Origin of the sequence: Sphingomonas sp. LaA6.9 (genome assembly GCF_022601895.1) — a bacterium.
Classification (GTDB): domain Bacteria; phylum Pseudomonadota; class Alphaproteobacteria; order Sphingomonadales; family Sphingomonadaceae; genus Sphingobium_A.
Genome location: NZ_JAKVIO010000029.1, coordinates 16,517 through 29,828 on the forward strand (window position 1 = coordinate 16,517; position 13,312 = coordinate 29,828).

Genomic DNA, 13,312 nt, shown 5'->3' on the forward strand with positions numbered 1-13,312 from the left:
TGCGGGACCCGGTTAATCATCCCATGGAAGTAGCACCGTCGATTGTGGCTGGCGGGGCCGCGTAATCGCCATAGCTGGAAGCGCCTTGCCCTCAAGGCCGGCTTTTTCGGCCGTGTCGAGATAGTCCGCCCACCACTGCATCATGGGCCGACGGTGCTGAAGGTACAGCGCTGAGTTATAAGCGGCCCTGACGCCGCGTGGCTGATGGGCAAGTTGGTGTTCGATCCAGTCATCTTTGAACAGGCCTGTCTCGTTGAGGACCGTGCTCGCAAGACCTCGAAATCCATGGACGGTGGCTTTTCCCCGCAACCCAAGCCGATACATGATGTGGTGCATTCGATTTTCGCTGATGACCAGTGATTGAGCGCCCGCAACAGGAAAGAGAAAACGGCCGAGCCGCATATTGCCCGCCTTGCGGAAGATGTTGAGCCCATGGATTTCACGGAGCAATGTGACTGCCTGGTGCGACAGTGGCACGAGATGCTCGGAGCGCATCTTCATGCGTTCAGGGGGAATTCTCCACAAGGGTTCGGCACCATCAAGATCCTCGAATTCGGACCATTCAGCAAAGCGCGTTTCCTGGCTGCGCACCATCGTGACCATGGTCCAGCGCAGAGCCAGATGGCTGAGTCGCGAGCCCCCATCGGTACCCAGCCGCTGGAAGAATTCGGGAAGTTCGCGGGCGCTCACCTTTGGGCGGTGCTGCACTGGTTTTGGCTTGGTCATCGCTGCCGACAGATCTCGGCAGGGGTCACTCTCGCAGCGCCCATCGGGTATCGCGAAGCGGAAGATCTCGCTTACATGGTTCTTCACGCGGTGCGCCATTTCCACAGCCCCCCGCGCCTCGATCCTGCGGATCACCTCAAGGATCGTTCTGGGTGTGATCGCGCTGATCTCGGTCTTGCCGATAAAAGGAAAAACGTCGGCCTCGAGCCGGCCAACAACGAGCGCCGCATAGCGCGGTGACCAGCCAAGGGTGCGCGTCTCAAGCCATTCGCGCGCGACATCCTCGAAGCCGTTCGAAACGGGTGCCCGGAGCAGTTCCTTGTCAGCCTTGCGCTCGGCTGATGGGTCGAGCCCTCGCGCGAGTTGTTGTTTCGCCGCATCTCGCCAGGTTCGTGCGGCCTTCAGACCGACCCGGGGATAACGCCCCCCGGAAAGAAGCTTCTGCTTGCCCCCGAAACGGTAGCTGAGGCGCCAGAATTTCTTGCCATCGCATTGGACAAGGATGAAGAGTCCGCCCCCATCGGATTTCTTATAGGGTTTGTCTGCGGGCTTGAGGGCCCTGAGCGCGATGTCGGTCAGCATGGTATCCAGCTTCGAATCCCGCTGGTGGCGGGTGTGTTGGTAGGCGCTGAAATTCTACCAACAAATTGCCATTACTGTAGCTGCGCTGCAAGGGGGTGAGACGAAACGTCATGAGACGTAACTCACCTAAAACTAGCGTTTTTGAGTAGCTAGTTGGGGCCATTTGGGCGGATTTGAAACCGCCTGAAATGGCGCATTGGCTGGGGCGGCAGGATTCGAACCTGCGAATGCCGGTACCAAAAACCGGTGCCTTACCACTTGGCGACGCCCCAGCAGGATGCGAGCCGCGCTTATAGCGACGCGGACGCCGGTGGGAAGGGGGGACCGCGATTTGTGTCCGCCCCTTGTTTCGATCAGGCCACCTGCTCGACCCAGCCGTGCGGATCGGGCGCGTTGCCGCGCTGGATGTCGACGAGTGCTGTGCGCAGTCGCTGGGTAATCGGTCCCGCCGACTGGCCGCCGATCGTGAACTGGCCCTCGGCGCTCTTGACGCTGCCGATCGGCGTCACCACCGCGGCGGTCCCGCAGGCGAAGGCCTCGGTCAGCCGGCCGCTTTCCGCATCGGCGCGCCACTGTTCGATCGAATAGGGTTCCTCGCGCACGGTAATCCCCATGTCGCGTGCGAGCGTCAGCAGCGAATCGCGCGTGATGCCGGGCAGGATCGTGCCCGTGAGCGGGGGTGTCACCATCGTCCCGTCATCGAATACGAAAAAGATGTTCATGCCGCCCAGCTCCTCTACCCAGCGGCGCTCGACCGCATCGAGGAAGACGACCTGATCGCAGCCATTGCGCGTCGCTTCGGCCTGCGCGATCAGGCTGGTGGCGTAGTTGCCGCCGCACTTGGCCGCGCCGGTTCCGCCGGGTGCCGCACGCGTATATTCGCGCGTCACCCAGAGCGAGACGCTGGGTGCACCGCCCTTGAAATAGGCGCCGACCGACGAGGCGATGACCATGTAGAGATATTCGGCCGAGGGCTTCACGCCGAGGAAGACCTCGCTCGCGAACATGAAGGGGCGCAGATAGAGCGCGCCGTCCTCATTGTCGGGAATCCACGCCTTTTCGGTGCGCACCAGCGCGCGGATCGATTCGAGGAACAGTTCCTCGGGCAGATCGGGCATCGCCATGCGCCGCGCCGAGGCGTTGAAGCGACGCGCATTGGCATCGGGGCGAAAGAGTGCAGCACCGCCTTCCGGGCGGCGATAGGCCTTCAGCCCCTCGAATATCTCCTGCGCATAGTGCAGCACCGAGGAAGCGGGATCCATGGCGACGGGCTCGCGCGCGGTAATCTTCGCATCGTGCCAGCCCTTTTCCTCGCTGTAGCGAATCAGCGCCATATGATCGGTGAACACGCGACCGAAGCCGGGGTTCACCAGGCGCTTTGCCCGTTCGTCCGCGGCAACGATATGTGCGCTGGGTTCAAAGGCGAAGGTCGGGGTGGCACCGGATGACATCTGCTTCCTCTCGTCTGGACGCCGCGACTGGCTGCCCGAAAGGACGGTGTCGAACGGCTTGCGTCGGACTAGGGGCTGCGGCTAGATACGTCAATATGGCTGTCCAACCTGCAAGCGCCGCTTCCCCGCTTTTCCTGCGTGGCCCCGAAATCCGTCGCGGCGTCGAGCTGCTCTATTTCGGCTACAGCCATCTGACGCGCTCGATCGACGAACGACTTGCGCAACAGGGGCTTGGCCGCGCGCATCACCGCGCGCTCTATTTCATCGCGCGACAACCCGATCTGAGCGTGAGCGAGCTGCTGCGCTTCCTCGCGATCACGAAACAGTCGCTGGGACGTGTGCTCAATGAACTGACCGCGCGCGGGCTGGTCGAGCAGCGGCCGGGTGTCAACGACCGGCGCCAGCGCCTGCTGCGGCTGACCGAAGAGGGCGCCGCGCTCGAAGCCAGGCTGTTCGAGGCGCTGCGCGAAAAGCTGTCGGCCGCCTATGCGCAGGCGGGTCAGGGCGCAGTCGCCGGATTCTGGCAGGTGCTCGAGGGGCTTATCCCTCCGCGCGAGCGCGAGCGCGTCGCCTCGCTTCACCGCGAATGCTAGCCCTTCCGCGCCTCGGCGGCGAGTTCGACTGCGCGGTCGGCGGCTGCCTTCAATGTGCGGTGGACGAGATCGAAGATCGCGGCCTCGGCGTCGAGCACGTCGAGGCCCGCGCGCGTCGTGCCCCTGGGGCTCGCGACGCGATCGGCGAGCACCGCAGGGCTTTCGTTCGACCGCACCGCGAGCGCGGTTGCGCCTTCGACCGTCGCCAGCGCCAGCCGCGCGGCATCCTCGGATGAGAAGCCCAGCCTTGCGGCTCCGGCGGCCATCGCGTCGATGAAGCGATAGACGAAGGCCGGACCCGATCCCGAAACTGCGGTGCCCGCGTCAATGAGCGCTTCGTCATCAACCCACAGCGCGAGACCGAGGGGGGCCGCCAGCGCATCGACGCGCACGCGGGCTTTCACCGGGCCGAACAGCAGCGCAACGCCCTTGCCCAGCGCGACCGGCAGATTGGGCATCAATCGCACGACCCCGCCTGCATCGGGAAAGGCCTGCGAAAGCGTTGCGGCATCGACGCCTGCCATGATCGAGACGACCATGGTCTGCGGGCCCGTCAGCGCGGCCAGTTGTGGTGCGATCGCGGGAAATGTCTGGGGCTTGGTTCCGAGCAGAAGCGCAGCCGGGGGTGCTTCGCCTGTCGGCGGCGCAGCGAGCAGGCGAATGCCCGCGGGCGCCTCGGCACGATGCGGATCGACGATCGTGACGGCGGCGGGATCGAGCCCGGTTTCGAGCCAGCGCGAAAGCATGGCGCCCGCCATGTTGCCGCAGCCGATCAGCCAGAGCGGTCGTGAAGCATCGAAAGGATAGGTCATGCCAGCCGCTTAGGCCAAAATGAAAGCCCGCGCAAAATGCGGTGCGCTCAGCGCGCCGTTGTGTTCTGCGCCGTCCCGCCCGTGACGGCCGGCGTGGATGTGGCTGCCGTCTTCGCGCCGAGCTTCACGCTCAGCAACTGGGTCAGCCTCGTGCGGAAGCGCGCAAGCTCAGCGCCGGCGAGCTGCGACGTCTGGACGAAGGAGATCGACCTCGGGTTGATCGCGACGCCATTCCTGTAGACCTCGTAATGGAGGTGCGGTCCGGTCGAGAGACCGGTCGAACCGACATAGCCGATCACCTGGCCCTGACGCACGCGCGCACCGCCCGGCACCGCGATCCGGCTCATATGCGCATAGCCCGTGCCGATACCGCCGGAATGATTGATGCGGACATAGTTGCCATGGCCGCCATGTCTTCCGGCGAAGGCGACGATGCCATCGGTCGCCGCGTAGATCGGCGCACCATGGGGGGCACCGAAATCGACCCCCTTGTGCAGCCGCGAATAGCCGAGCAGCGGGTGGCGCCGCATACCGAATCCCGAAGTCATCCGGCCGCTGACGGGCTGCGCCATCACACCGCGCTTCTGGCCGACCCCGGCGGCATCGAACCATTCGGTGCGCCCGTCGATCGTCCACTGGATCATGCGCAGCTGTCGGCGTCCCTGATCGAGCCCCGCATAAAGCAGCTTTCCGGTCTTCGTCTCGCCCGTCTCCGCGCGCGCATGCTCGATAATCAGGTCGAACCGGTCATTGGCGCCGAGATCGTTCATCGAGATCTTGCCGCCGATCGCCTTCAGATAGGCCTCGATCGCGTGCGCGGGGACGCCTGCCGCGCGCGCCGAGGTGACGAAGCTAGCGCCGCGCACGCCCTGGATACGCAGCGGCGTGTTGTCGACCGCGATCGGAATTTGCTTCAGCGTGAGCACGCCATTGATGCGCTCGACCTGAAGGCGCAGGTCGAAACGCGCGCGAAAGGCCAGGAAATCGAGCGGGCGCGCCACGTTTCGATTGGGACGACGCCCCAGCGTCACGTCCATGCGCGTGCCGGACACGATATCGCCGGGCGAGACCACGCCCGCAACCAGGGTGGCAACCTTCGCAGCCTCGCTGTCGGCGACGCCGGCGCGCGTCAGAACGCGGGCGAAGCCGTCGCCGCGGCCGAGCGTCGCGACAAGATCGATCGAAGGGCGCTCGGGCGTGTCGGCCAGTGGCGCAACCGCATCGGTCGCTGCCATGCGACGTCCGGTATCAGCGCCCAGCGCGAGCGGCGCGATCGACAGTGCGCGCGCCTCGCTCCAGGCGTCCTCTGCCATGGCCGGCGGGCTGGCGGCGACGATGGGGTCGAAGCCGGGCGCAAGCGCCCAGGCGGCGGAGATCAGCACGGTGCAGGTGGCGAGGCCGCGGAACCATTCGCGCGATCCGATGCGCGCGCCAAGATCGGGAACGAGTTCGACATCTGCGAGCCGCGCCTCGAGCCGCTGCCATGCGCCCGGGCGCACGATCTTGCGTCCAAAGCCCGCCGGAAGCGCCTGGTCGAGCGACAGCGCGGCCGTACCGACGCCATTGCCGAATCCCTGATCGCTGCGCTGATACAAGGCTGCGCGCCCCCGAAGCCGTGTTTACCCCTCGATCCTCCATAGGACCGACCCGAGCGCCTGTCTGTGGAGCATCATGGTTAAAGTCAAATTAAGAGAGTTAACACGCCCGGCTTTCTGCGGCGAACCGTGCCTGTGGCCGTGTGAACGGCCGCGCAATCGCCGCTTGCGCTCGGCCGCATCATTTCCGATCTAGGACGTATGAGCCGTTTCGCGCGTTCGCCGGTCACCGCCATTCTGGGGCCCACCAACACCGGCAAGACCCATCTCGCCGTCGAGCGGATGTGCGCGCATTCGAGCGGCATAATCGGCTTTCCGCTGCGCCTGCTGGCGCGCGAGGTCTATGAACGCGTCGTCGCGCTCAAGGGGCCGGGCGAAGTCGCGCTGATCACGGGTGAGGAAAAGATCCTGCCCGACAAGGCGCGCTGGTTTCTCTGCACCGCCGAAAGCATGCCGCTCGACCGCGACGTCGCCTTCATGGCCATCGACGAGGCGCAACTCGGCGCCGATCCCGAACGCGGTCACGTCTTCACCGACCGGTTGCTGCGCGCACGCGGGCGCGAGGAAACGATGATCCTCGGTTCGGAAAGCCTGAAGCCGATGGTGCGCACGCTCGTGCCCGATGCCGAGATCATCGGGCGGCCGCGCTTTTCGACGCTCAGCTATGCGGGCGCGAAGAAGCTCTCGCGCCTGCCCAAGCGCTCGGCGATCGTCGCCTTCTCGGCCGAGGAGGTCTATGCGGTGGCCGAGATGCTGCGGCGGCTTCGCGGCGGCGCCGCGGTGGTGATGGGCGCACTCTCCCCGCGGACGCGCAACGCGCAGGTGGCGATGTTCCAGGCGGGCGAAGTCGACTATCTCGTCGCAACCGACGCGATCGGCATGGGACTGAACATGGATGTCGCGCATGTTGCCTTCGCGGGCTTGAGGAAATTCGACGGCCGGCGCAGGCGTCGTCTTACGCTGGCCGAAATGGCGCAGATCGCGGGTCGCGCCGGCCGCCACCAGCGCGACGGAACCTTCGGCACGCTGGGCGCCGATGATGGTGGCATCAGCTTCACGCCCGAAGAAATCGAGCGGATCGAAAACCATCGCTTCCCGCCGCTCGATCATCTCTTCTGGCGTGACGGGGCGCCTGATCTGTCGAGCCTCGACGGTCTGGTCGCCGCGCTCGAGGCGCGGCCCGGTTCGCCCGTGCTGCGCGCCGCTCCGCAGGCGGTCGACCTCGCGGTGCTGAAGCGGCTCGCCGAGGAAGGCTGGGTACGCGAGCGTACGGTGCGGCCGCAGATGGTCGCGCGGCTTTGGGCGGCGTGCGGATTGCCTGATTTCCGCAAGACGGGGGCCGAGCATCATGCGCGGCTGGTCGGCCGTGTCTTCAGGCATCTGAGCGAGGGACAGGGCCATGTCGCCGTCCACTGGTTCGCCGACGAGATCGCGCGGCTCGATACGGTGCAGGGCGATGTCGAGACGCTCTCGGGGCGGATCGCCTCGGTCCGGACCTGGGCCTATATCGCGCACCGTGCCGACTGGCTTGCCGACCCGCAACACTGGGCCGAGCGGACGCGCGCAATCGAGGAACGGCTCTCCGACGCGCTCCATGCCGCGCTGACGCAGCGCTTTGTCGATCGGCGCACGACATTGTTGATGCGCGAGATCGGCGCCGACGCGCACGCGATGCCCGTCACGATTGCGGAGGACGGCGCGGTGTCCGTCGATGACGAGATGATCGGGCGGCTCGATGGCTTCCGTTTCGAAGTCGCACCCGATGCGCGCCATGCCGATCGCAAGAAGCTGCTCGCCATGGCCGAGCGGCGGCTGGGCAGCGAACTCAGGCGGCGCGGCGAGGCGCTGGCGGCGGCCGAGGACGCGGCGTTCGCGCTGGTGACCGAACCGGGCGCGCCGGTGCGTCTGTGCTGGCAAGCCGCGGCCATCGGCACGCTGGCCGGCGGACGCACGCTGCTCAGCCCGCGCTTCGTGCCTGATCGCGCGCTGGCGACGCTCGACGAACGCACGCGCAGGGCCATCGAGACGCGTGCTCAGGCCTGGCTCGATACGCGGATCGCGCGGGTGCTGAAGCCACTGGCCGCTATCGCCGCGGCGGCGGGCAACCCCGCGACGCCGCCGCCATTGCGCGCGCTGCTCGTGCCGCTCGCCGAGGCCGGGGGCGTGATCGGGCGGAGCGCGGTCGATGCGCCGCTCGCCGCGCTTGACAAGGACGCGCGGCATCAGGCCCGCCGGCTGGGGCTGACGATCGGCACGCTCGACATCTTCCACCCGCTGCTGATCAAGCCCGAGGCGATGCGCTGGCGTGCCGCGCTGGTCGCGGTTCGCGCCGGCGGACTGGTGCCCGCGCTGCCCGTCCCCGGCGCGGCGATGCTGACGCACGCGTCGGCAATTCCCGATTTCCGCACGCTTGAAGGTCAGGCGCTGCGCGTCGATCTGGTCGAACGCATTGCCAGGGCGGCGCATGAAGCGCGCGACGGCCGCCGGCCGTTCACGCCCGATCCATCGCTCGCGATCTCACTGGGGCTGAGCGGTGACGCGCTCGCGCGGCTGATGCGGCTCCTCGGCTTTGAAGCCAGGGCCGATGCCTGGGCGTGGCGCGGGCGCGTACGCCGGCGTGAGCCGGCGGCGACACGGACCGATGGCCATTTTGCAGGACTTGCCGAACTGGTCCTGGCGCATGGCCGCTGACAGCCCGGATTCGCAGTCCGGGCAGCGGATCGATCGCTTCCTGTGGTTCGCGCGGCTGGCGAAGACGCGCAGCATTGCCCAGACGATGTGCGAACAGGGCTTCATCCGGCTCGACGGACGACGGATCGACCGCGCACATGCGCTGGTCCGGCCGGGGAATGTGCTGAGCCTTGTCGCGCACGGGTGCGTTCGGGTGTTGCGGGTAGAGGCGCTTCCCGCGCGCAGGGGCCCCGCAAGCGAGGCGGCGACGCTATACCGCGAGCTTACTCCCGCGCGCCCCGCCGAAACGGACGATTGACGCCGGCGAAACGCGGGAATAGCAGGGCCGGTACAGGAGGATTGATCCCAATGACCTATGTCGTCACCGATGCCTGCATCCGCTGCAAATACATGGATTGCGTAGAGGTGTGCCCCGTCGACTGTTTCTACGAGGGCGAGAACATGCTGGTGATCAATCCGAGCGAGTGCATCGACTGCGGTGTTTGCGAGCCCGAATGCCCCGCCGAGGCGATCCTGCCCGACACCGAGAGCGGTCTGGAAAAGTGGCTCGAGCTCAACAACACATTTTCCGCGCAGTGGCCCAATATCACGCGCAAGCGTGAGGCGCCCGAAGATGCCGACACGCACAAGGGCGAAGACGGCAAGTACGACAAGTATTTCTCGCCGGAACCCGGTCAGGGCGATTGAGGCGCAAATCCCGGACACAGTGTAAAAAAAAGTCACGCGTTGCGGCGTCCGCGGCGCGCTGACTACGTAATTTCCCCCGGATTCCGGAGGTTGCGGGCAGTCCGGACAGGCACTCGCAAGAAAAGACTGCGGGCTGGCATTTTTGTTGCGAATCTGTTAAAAGACGGCCGTCGCAAGCGCGTGCGCCGCACGCTGCTATAGGAGAATCTCACCCGCTGATCGCCGCTATGGGCCGTGCCGCCTTGCCTCGTCAGGAACGCATATCCATATTTCGGTGATCTCCCCATGGAAAGGGCCACATCAACATGGCATCCAAGGCTTTGTCCTTCGACGTCGGCGATTATGTCGTATACCCTAAGCATGGCGTTGGTCGCGTCATCGAGCTGCAGAGCACCGATATCGCGGGCATGCAGCTTGAGCTCTATGTGCTGCGCTTCGAAAAGGAGCGGATGACGCTCCGCGTTCCGACCAACAAGGCCGAGAGCGTCGGCATGCGCAAGCTGTCTTCGGACAAGACGCTCAAGGAAGCCATGGACACGCTCAAGGGCAAGCCCAAGGTCAAGCGCACCATGTGGTCGCGTCGTGCCCAGGAATATGAAGCCAAGATCAATTCGGGTGACCTGGTCTCGATCGCCGAAGTGGTGCGCGACCTGTTCCGCGCCGATGATCAGCCCGAACAGAGCTATTCCGAACGTCAGATCTTCGAAGCGGCCACCAGCCGCCTCGCGCGTGAACTCGCCGCGATGGAAGAGACCGACGAGGCGGGCGCGCAGGTGAAGATCCTCGAGGTCCTCAACAAGGCCGCGCCGCTCCACGCCAGGGACAAGTCCGAGTAAGCGGTTTTACCGGCTATGCTCCAACACCGGAAAGGGCGGTCCGAAAGGGCCGCCCTTTTCCTTTGGGCCGATCGCTGATCGGTTCAGGGGCTGGACGGCACGCGTGTTTCACTGTATTGCTGTTGCAACACAGTAGGAGTCCGACGATGCGCATGCTTTTCCTGCTTCCCCCGCTTCTCCTTGCCACCGCCTGTTCCGCCGAGGCCGACAATGGCACCCCGCTGAGCGGCGTTAAGGGCAGCCGCGCCTTTGCCGCCACCGGCTTCGATTCGGTTTCGCTGCGTGGCCCCGACAATGTCGTCGTGAAGGTCGGCGGCGCGGAGTCGGTCACCGCGGCGGGAGATCAGGCGATCCTCGACCGGCTCGAAATCGAGGTTGTTGACGGCACGCTGCGCGTCGACCGCAAGAAGAAATACGGAATGAGCTGGGGCGGAGAAAAGGGCGCGGCGACCGTCACCGTGACGCTCCCCATGCTCAAGGGAGCCAGCGTCGCGGGATCGGGCGACATGGATGTCGACCGCGTCGAATCGCCCAAATTCGATGCCTCGGTTGCGGGTTCGGGCTCGCTCAACATTGGCTCGCTCGCCGCGAGCGCGTTGGACCTTTCGATCGCGGGCTCCGGCAACGCCAACATCGCGGGCGGCAAGACCGAAGCGGTCGATGTCTCGATCGCGGGCTCGGGCAATTTTGACGCACCGGGACTGACCGCGCGCACCGCCGACATCTCGATTGCGGGGTCGGGCGGGGTCAAGGCGAACGTCTCCGAAACCGCGGATGTTTCGATCATCGGATCGGGCGATGTCGAGCTTTACGGCAATCCCAAATGCAATGTGTCGAAGATCGGATCGGGCGACGCGCGCTGCATGCCCGTCCAGTCCGCGAGCACGAAAGAGTAGTCGTCCGGCCATTGCCGCCGGCGACCTGCGATGTCACAATCCCCGGCATCTGAGGGGAGGATGGTCATGGCGCGTCTTCGGCATTGGTTGGCAGTGGCGGTGATGCTGGGAATGACCCCGGCGGCGCACGCAACCGAACGCGGCTTCACCGTCACCGATTTCGACCGCATCCGGATCGACGGACCCTATCAGATCGAGATCACGACGGGACGGAGCACCACGGCGAAGGCCAGCGGCGACAGGGACGCGGTCGAACGCGTCTCGCTCCAGGTCCAGGGCAGGACGTTGATGATCCGGCCCGATCGCAGCATCTGGGGCGCCAATGGCGCTGCCTCAGCCGGCCCTGTCACGATCCGTCTGTCGATGGGCGAACTGCGTACGCTGATGCTCTATGGCAGCGGCAGCGTGCGAATCGATCGCGCGCGCGGGCCCCGGCTCGAGCTCATGATCCAGGGATCGGGGCGGCTCGAGATCGGCGAGGTTGCGACCGATCGGCTCGACATCGGCATGACCGGATCGGGCGCCGCAAAGCTGGCGGGGCATGTAAAGTTGCTCAATGCCGTGGTGCGCGGTTCGGCCGCGCTCGACGGGGGCGCGCTGCTCGCCAACGATCTCGTGCTCAACACCGAGACCGCGAGCGAGGTGACGCTCGGCGCGCGGACCAGCGCCAAGATCCAGTCCACTGGCGCGGGCAATACCAGCATCATCGGCAGGGCTGCCTGCACGGTAACCGCAACCGGCGCAGGCGGGGTCAGCTGCGGCGATTAGTCGGCCAGACGCGCAAGCCTTGTCACCGTGCGATCGCTCGTCACATTGCCGGTGTTGATGGTCGTATTGGGCTCGAGCAGCATGACGTGGCACTCGTCATCCAGCGCTTCGGGCCGATGCTCGACGCCGCGCGGCACGATGATGAATTCGCCGGGATCGAGGTCGACATCGCGATCGCGGAATCCCATGCGCATCCGGCCCGCGATCACGAGGAACAGCTCGTCCTCGATATCGTGGTGATGCCATTCAAAGGCGCCCTTGAGCTTCACGAGCTTGACCTGGCAGTCGTTCAGGTCGCCCGCGATCTTCGGGCTCCAGTAATCGGAGAACCGCGCGAAGGCGTCGGTGAGGTTGACCTTGTTCATGCTGCTTCTCCGCGCTCGCAACCCGGTATCTGCATTCCGTCCTGTGCGCGTAAAACAGTCACGACCACCTCGCTGCGTACCGCAAAGCCCAGCGCTTCATAGAGCCCGATCGCGGCGGTGTTGGCGGCATAGGCGTGCAGAAACGGCACCTCGCCGCGCGCGAAGATACGGGCTGCGGCGGCCGCAGACAATGCCCGGGCATAGCCGCGCCCGCGCGCATCGGGATGCGTGCAGACCCCGCTGACCTCGGTGAATCCGGGCAGCCGCAGCCGCTCGCCCGCCATGGCGACAAGGCGGCCATTCTCCCGCACCCCCCAGAATCCGCCGAGCAGGTGCGTGCGCTGCTCGAAGGGTCCCGGCGCGGTCAGCCGGGCGAGCGCAAGCATTTCGGCTGCGTCGGCTTCACCAAGCGGGACCATCGGCAGATCGGGAACGGACGTGATCGGCGTGTATGCCACCATCTGGACCCCAGCCGCCGTCTTTTCCACGATCGTTCCCGCGGGCGCGGCGCTTTCGCCGGCCTGAAGCAGAAGCGCATTGCCGTGGCGGGTGACGAGCCCGGCGAGCGCGGTGAGCGATTCGGGCGTTTCGTCGCGCGCGGCCGCCAGCGGCGCAATGTCGGGCGCAAAGCTTCGGGCAAGCGCGCTCCCCACGGACAGAGGCGCCTGCAAGGTGTCGAGCGCATGCCAGACCGGGCGGTCGAGCGGATGGGGCATCATCGGTCGCCTGCAGCGTGCATATGGCGACCAGCGCGTCGGTGGAGCGGCACCGCGTCGAGCGCAGTCTCCATCGCGTCGAGCTGCGCCAGCATCGGTCCCGAATGGCCCGCGCACAGCTCCTCGACAGCGGCTTCGATCGACGGCCAGAGATCACGCTTGGAGCGTTCGATCGCCTGCTGTCCCAAGGCGGTCAGTCGTGCGGTCTTGTGCCGCTGATCGCGATGCGCATGGTTCATCTCGACCAGCCCCATGTCCACCAGCCGCGACAGCGCGCGCGTGACGCCGGGCTGGCTGATGCCGACGGCTCCGACCAGCGCGTTGACCGTCAGCGGGCCGGAACGATCGAGCGCCGCCAGCAACGGATACTGGCCGGGCTGAATCGTCAGCCCCGCACTTTCGGTGAGGCGCTGGACATCGCTCTGCAGCCGCTCGCCCAGTCGGCGCAGGCGCGTACCGAGGCAAAGATAGCCGAGCTGCCTGACGATATCGTCCATAATGATCCTTTCATCACGGTTATATATCCGGTTATGTAATCGCGCAAGCCAACGCGTTATGGCGGCGCATTGCAGTGCAGCCGATTTGCGGGGCTGG

At 65.9% G+C, this 13,312-nt stretch carries 14 protein-coding genes and 1 tRNA gene; 7 read left to right on the forward strand and 8 right to left on the reverse strand.

Annotated elements, in window-relative coordinates; translation table 11 throughout:
* Window positions 1-12 precede the first annotated feature (12 nt).
* From MKI88_RS14380 to MKI88_RS14390, 3 genes are all read right to left on the reverse strand, one after another.
* Window positions 13-1,308, reverse strand: a complete 1,296-nt coding sequence (locus MKI88_RS14380; RefSeq protein WP_241632083.1) for a phage integrase central domain-containing protein — start codon at window positions 1,306-1,308, stop codon at window positions 13-15.
* 197 nt (window positions 1,309-1,505) lie between these two features.
* A tRNA-Gln gene (locus MKI88_RS14385) sits at window positions 1,506-1,580 on the reverse strand.
* A gap of 81 nt (window positions 1,581-1,661) precedes the next feature.
* Window positions 1,662-2,759, reverse strand: a complete 1,098-nt coding sequence (locus MKI88_RS14390; RefSeq protein WP_241632084.1) for a branched-chain amino acid aminotransferase — start codon at window positions 2,757-2,759, stop codon at window positions 1,662-1,664.
* Between the two features lie 95 nt (window positions 2,760-2,854).
* Between MKI88_RS14390 and MKI88_RS14395 the strand changes: the two genes are divergently transcribed.
* Complete coding sequence (locus MKI88_RS14395) at window positions 2,855-3,352, forward strand: MarR family winged helix-turn-helix transcriptional regulator (protein WP_241632085.1); 498 nt, start codon at window positions 2,855-2,857, stop codon at window positions 3,350-3,352.
* Here MKI88_RS14395 and MKI88_RS14400 read toward each other — a convergent pair.
* A complete protein-coding gene (locus MKI88_RS14400) occupies window positions 3,349-4,164 on the reverse strand; it encodes a pyrroline-5-carboxylate reductase (protein ID WP_241632086.1) in 816 nt (271 codons plus the stop codon). The genes MKI88_RS14395 and MKI88_RS14400 overlap by 4 nt on opposite strands.
* A gap of 47 nt (window positions 4,165-4,211) precedes the next feature.
* Window positions 4,212-5,759 carry a M23 family metallopeptidase gene (locus MKI88_RS14405; protein ID WP_241632087.1) on the reverse strand — a complete coding sequence of 516 codons (1,548 nt, stop codon included), beginning with the start codon at window positions 5,757-5,759 and terminating at the stop codon, window positions 4,212-4,214.
* Between the two features lie 201 nt (window positions 5,760-5,960).
* On the opposite strand from MKI88_RS14405, the gene MKI88_RS14410 reads away from it, so the two are divergent.
* From MKI88_RS14410 to MKI88_RS14435, 6 genes are all read left to right on the forward strand, one after another.
* Complete coding sequence (locus tag MKI88_RS14410; protein WP_241632088.1) at window positions 5,961-8,450, forward strand: helicase-related protein; 2,490 nt, start codon at window positions 5,961-5,963, stop codon at window positions 8,448-8,450.
* Window positions 8,440-8,748 carry an RNA-binding S4 domain-containing protein gene (locus MKI88_RS14415; protein ID WP_241632089.1) on the forward strand — a complete coding sequence of 103 codons (309 nt, stop codon included), beginning with the start codon at window positions 8,440-8,442 and terminating at the stop codon, window positions 8,746-8,748. Before MKI88_RS14410 ends, MKI88_RS14415 begins: the two co-directional genes overlap by 11 nt.
* A 50-nt stretch (window positions 8,749-8,798) precedes the next feature.
* Window positions 8,799-9,137 (forward strand): ferredoxin FdxA, encoded by a 339-nt coding sequence (fdxA, locus tag MKI88_RS14420; RefSeq protein WP_241632090.1) that lies wholly within the window; start codon window positions 8,799-8,801, stop codon window positions 9,135-9,137.
* 305 nt (window positions 9,138-9,442) lie between these two features.
* Window positions 9,443-9,973 carry a CarD family transcriptional regulator gene (locus tag MKI88_RS14425; RefSeq protein WP_241632091.1) on the forward strand — a complete coding sequence of 177 codons (531 nt, stop codon included), beginning with the start codon at window positions 9,443-9,445 and terminating at the stop codon, window positions 9,971-9,973.
* A gap of 146 nt (window positions 9,974-10,119) precedes the next feature.
* Window positions 10,120-10,869 (forward strand): head GIN domain-containing protein, encoded by a 750-nt coding sequence (locus MKI88_RS14430; RefSeq protein ID WP_241632092.1) that lies wholly within the window; start codon window positions 10,120-10,122, stop codon window positions 10,867-10,869.
* Window positions 10,870-10,935: 66 nt separating this feature from the next.
* On the forward strand, window positions 10,936-11,637 hold the full coding sequence (locus MKI88_RS14435) for a head GIN domain-containing protein (RefSeq protein WP_241632093.1): 702 nt from the start codon (window positions 10,936-10,938) through the stop codon (window positions 11,635-11,637).
* Here MKI88_RS14435 and MKI88_RS14440 read toward each other — a convergent pair.
* Genes MKI88_RS14440 through MKI88_RS14450 form a run of 3 tightly spaced genes read right to left on the reverse strand, consistent with a single transcriptional unit; the run spans window position 11,634 to window position 13,215 of the window.
* Window positions 11,634-12,002 carry a cupin domain-containing protein gene (locus MKI88_RS14440; protein WP_241632094.1) on the reverse strand — a complete coding sequence of 123 codons (369 nt, stop codon included), beginning with the start codon at window positions 12,000-12,002 and terminating at the stop codon, window positions 11,634-11,636. The genes MKI88_RS14435 and MKI88_RS14440 overlap by 4 nt on opposite strands.
* On the reverse strand, window positions 11,999-12,721 hold the full coding sequence (locus MKI88_RS14445) for a GNAT family N-acetyltransferase (protein WP_241632095.1): 723 nt from the start codon (window positions 12,719-12,721) through the stop codon (window positions 11,999-12,001). Before MKI88_RS14445 ends, MKI88_RS14440 begins: the two co-directional genes overlap by 4 nt.
* A complete protein-coding gene (locus tag MKI88_RS14450) occupies window positions 12,718-13,215 on the reverse strand; it encodes a MarR family winged helix-turn-helix transcriptional regulator (RefSeq protein ID WP_241632096.1) in 498 nt (165 codons plus the stop codon). The genes MKI88_RS14445 and MKI88_RS14450 overlap by 4 nt, the downstream gene beginning before the upstream one ends.
* Between the last annotated feature and the right edge of the window lie 97 nt (window positions 13,216-13,312).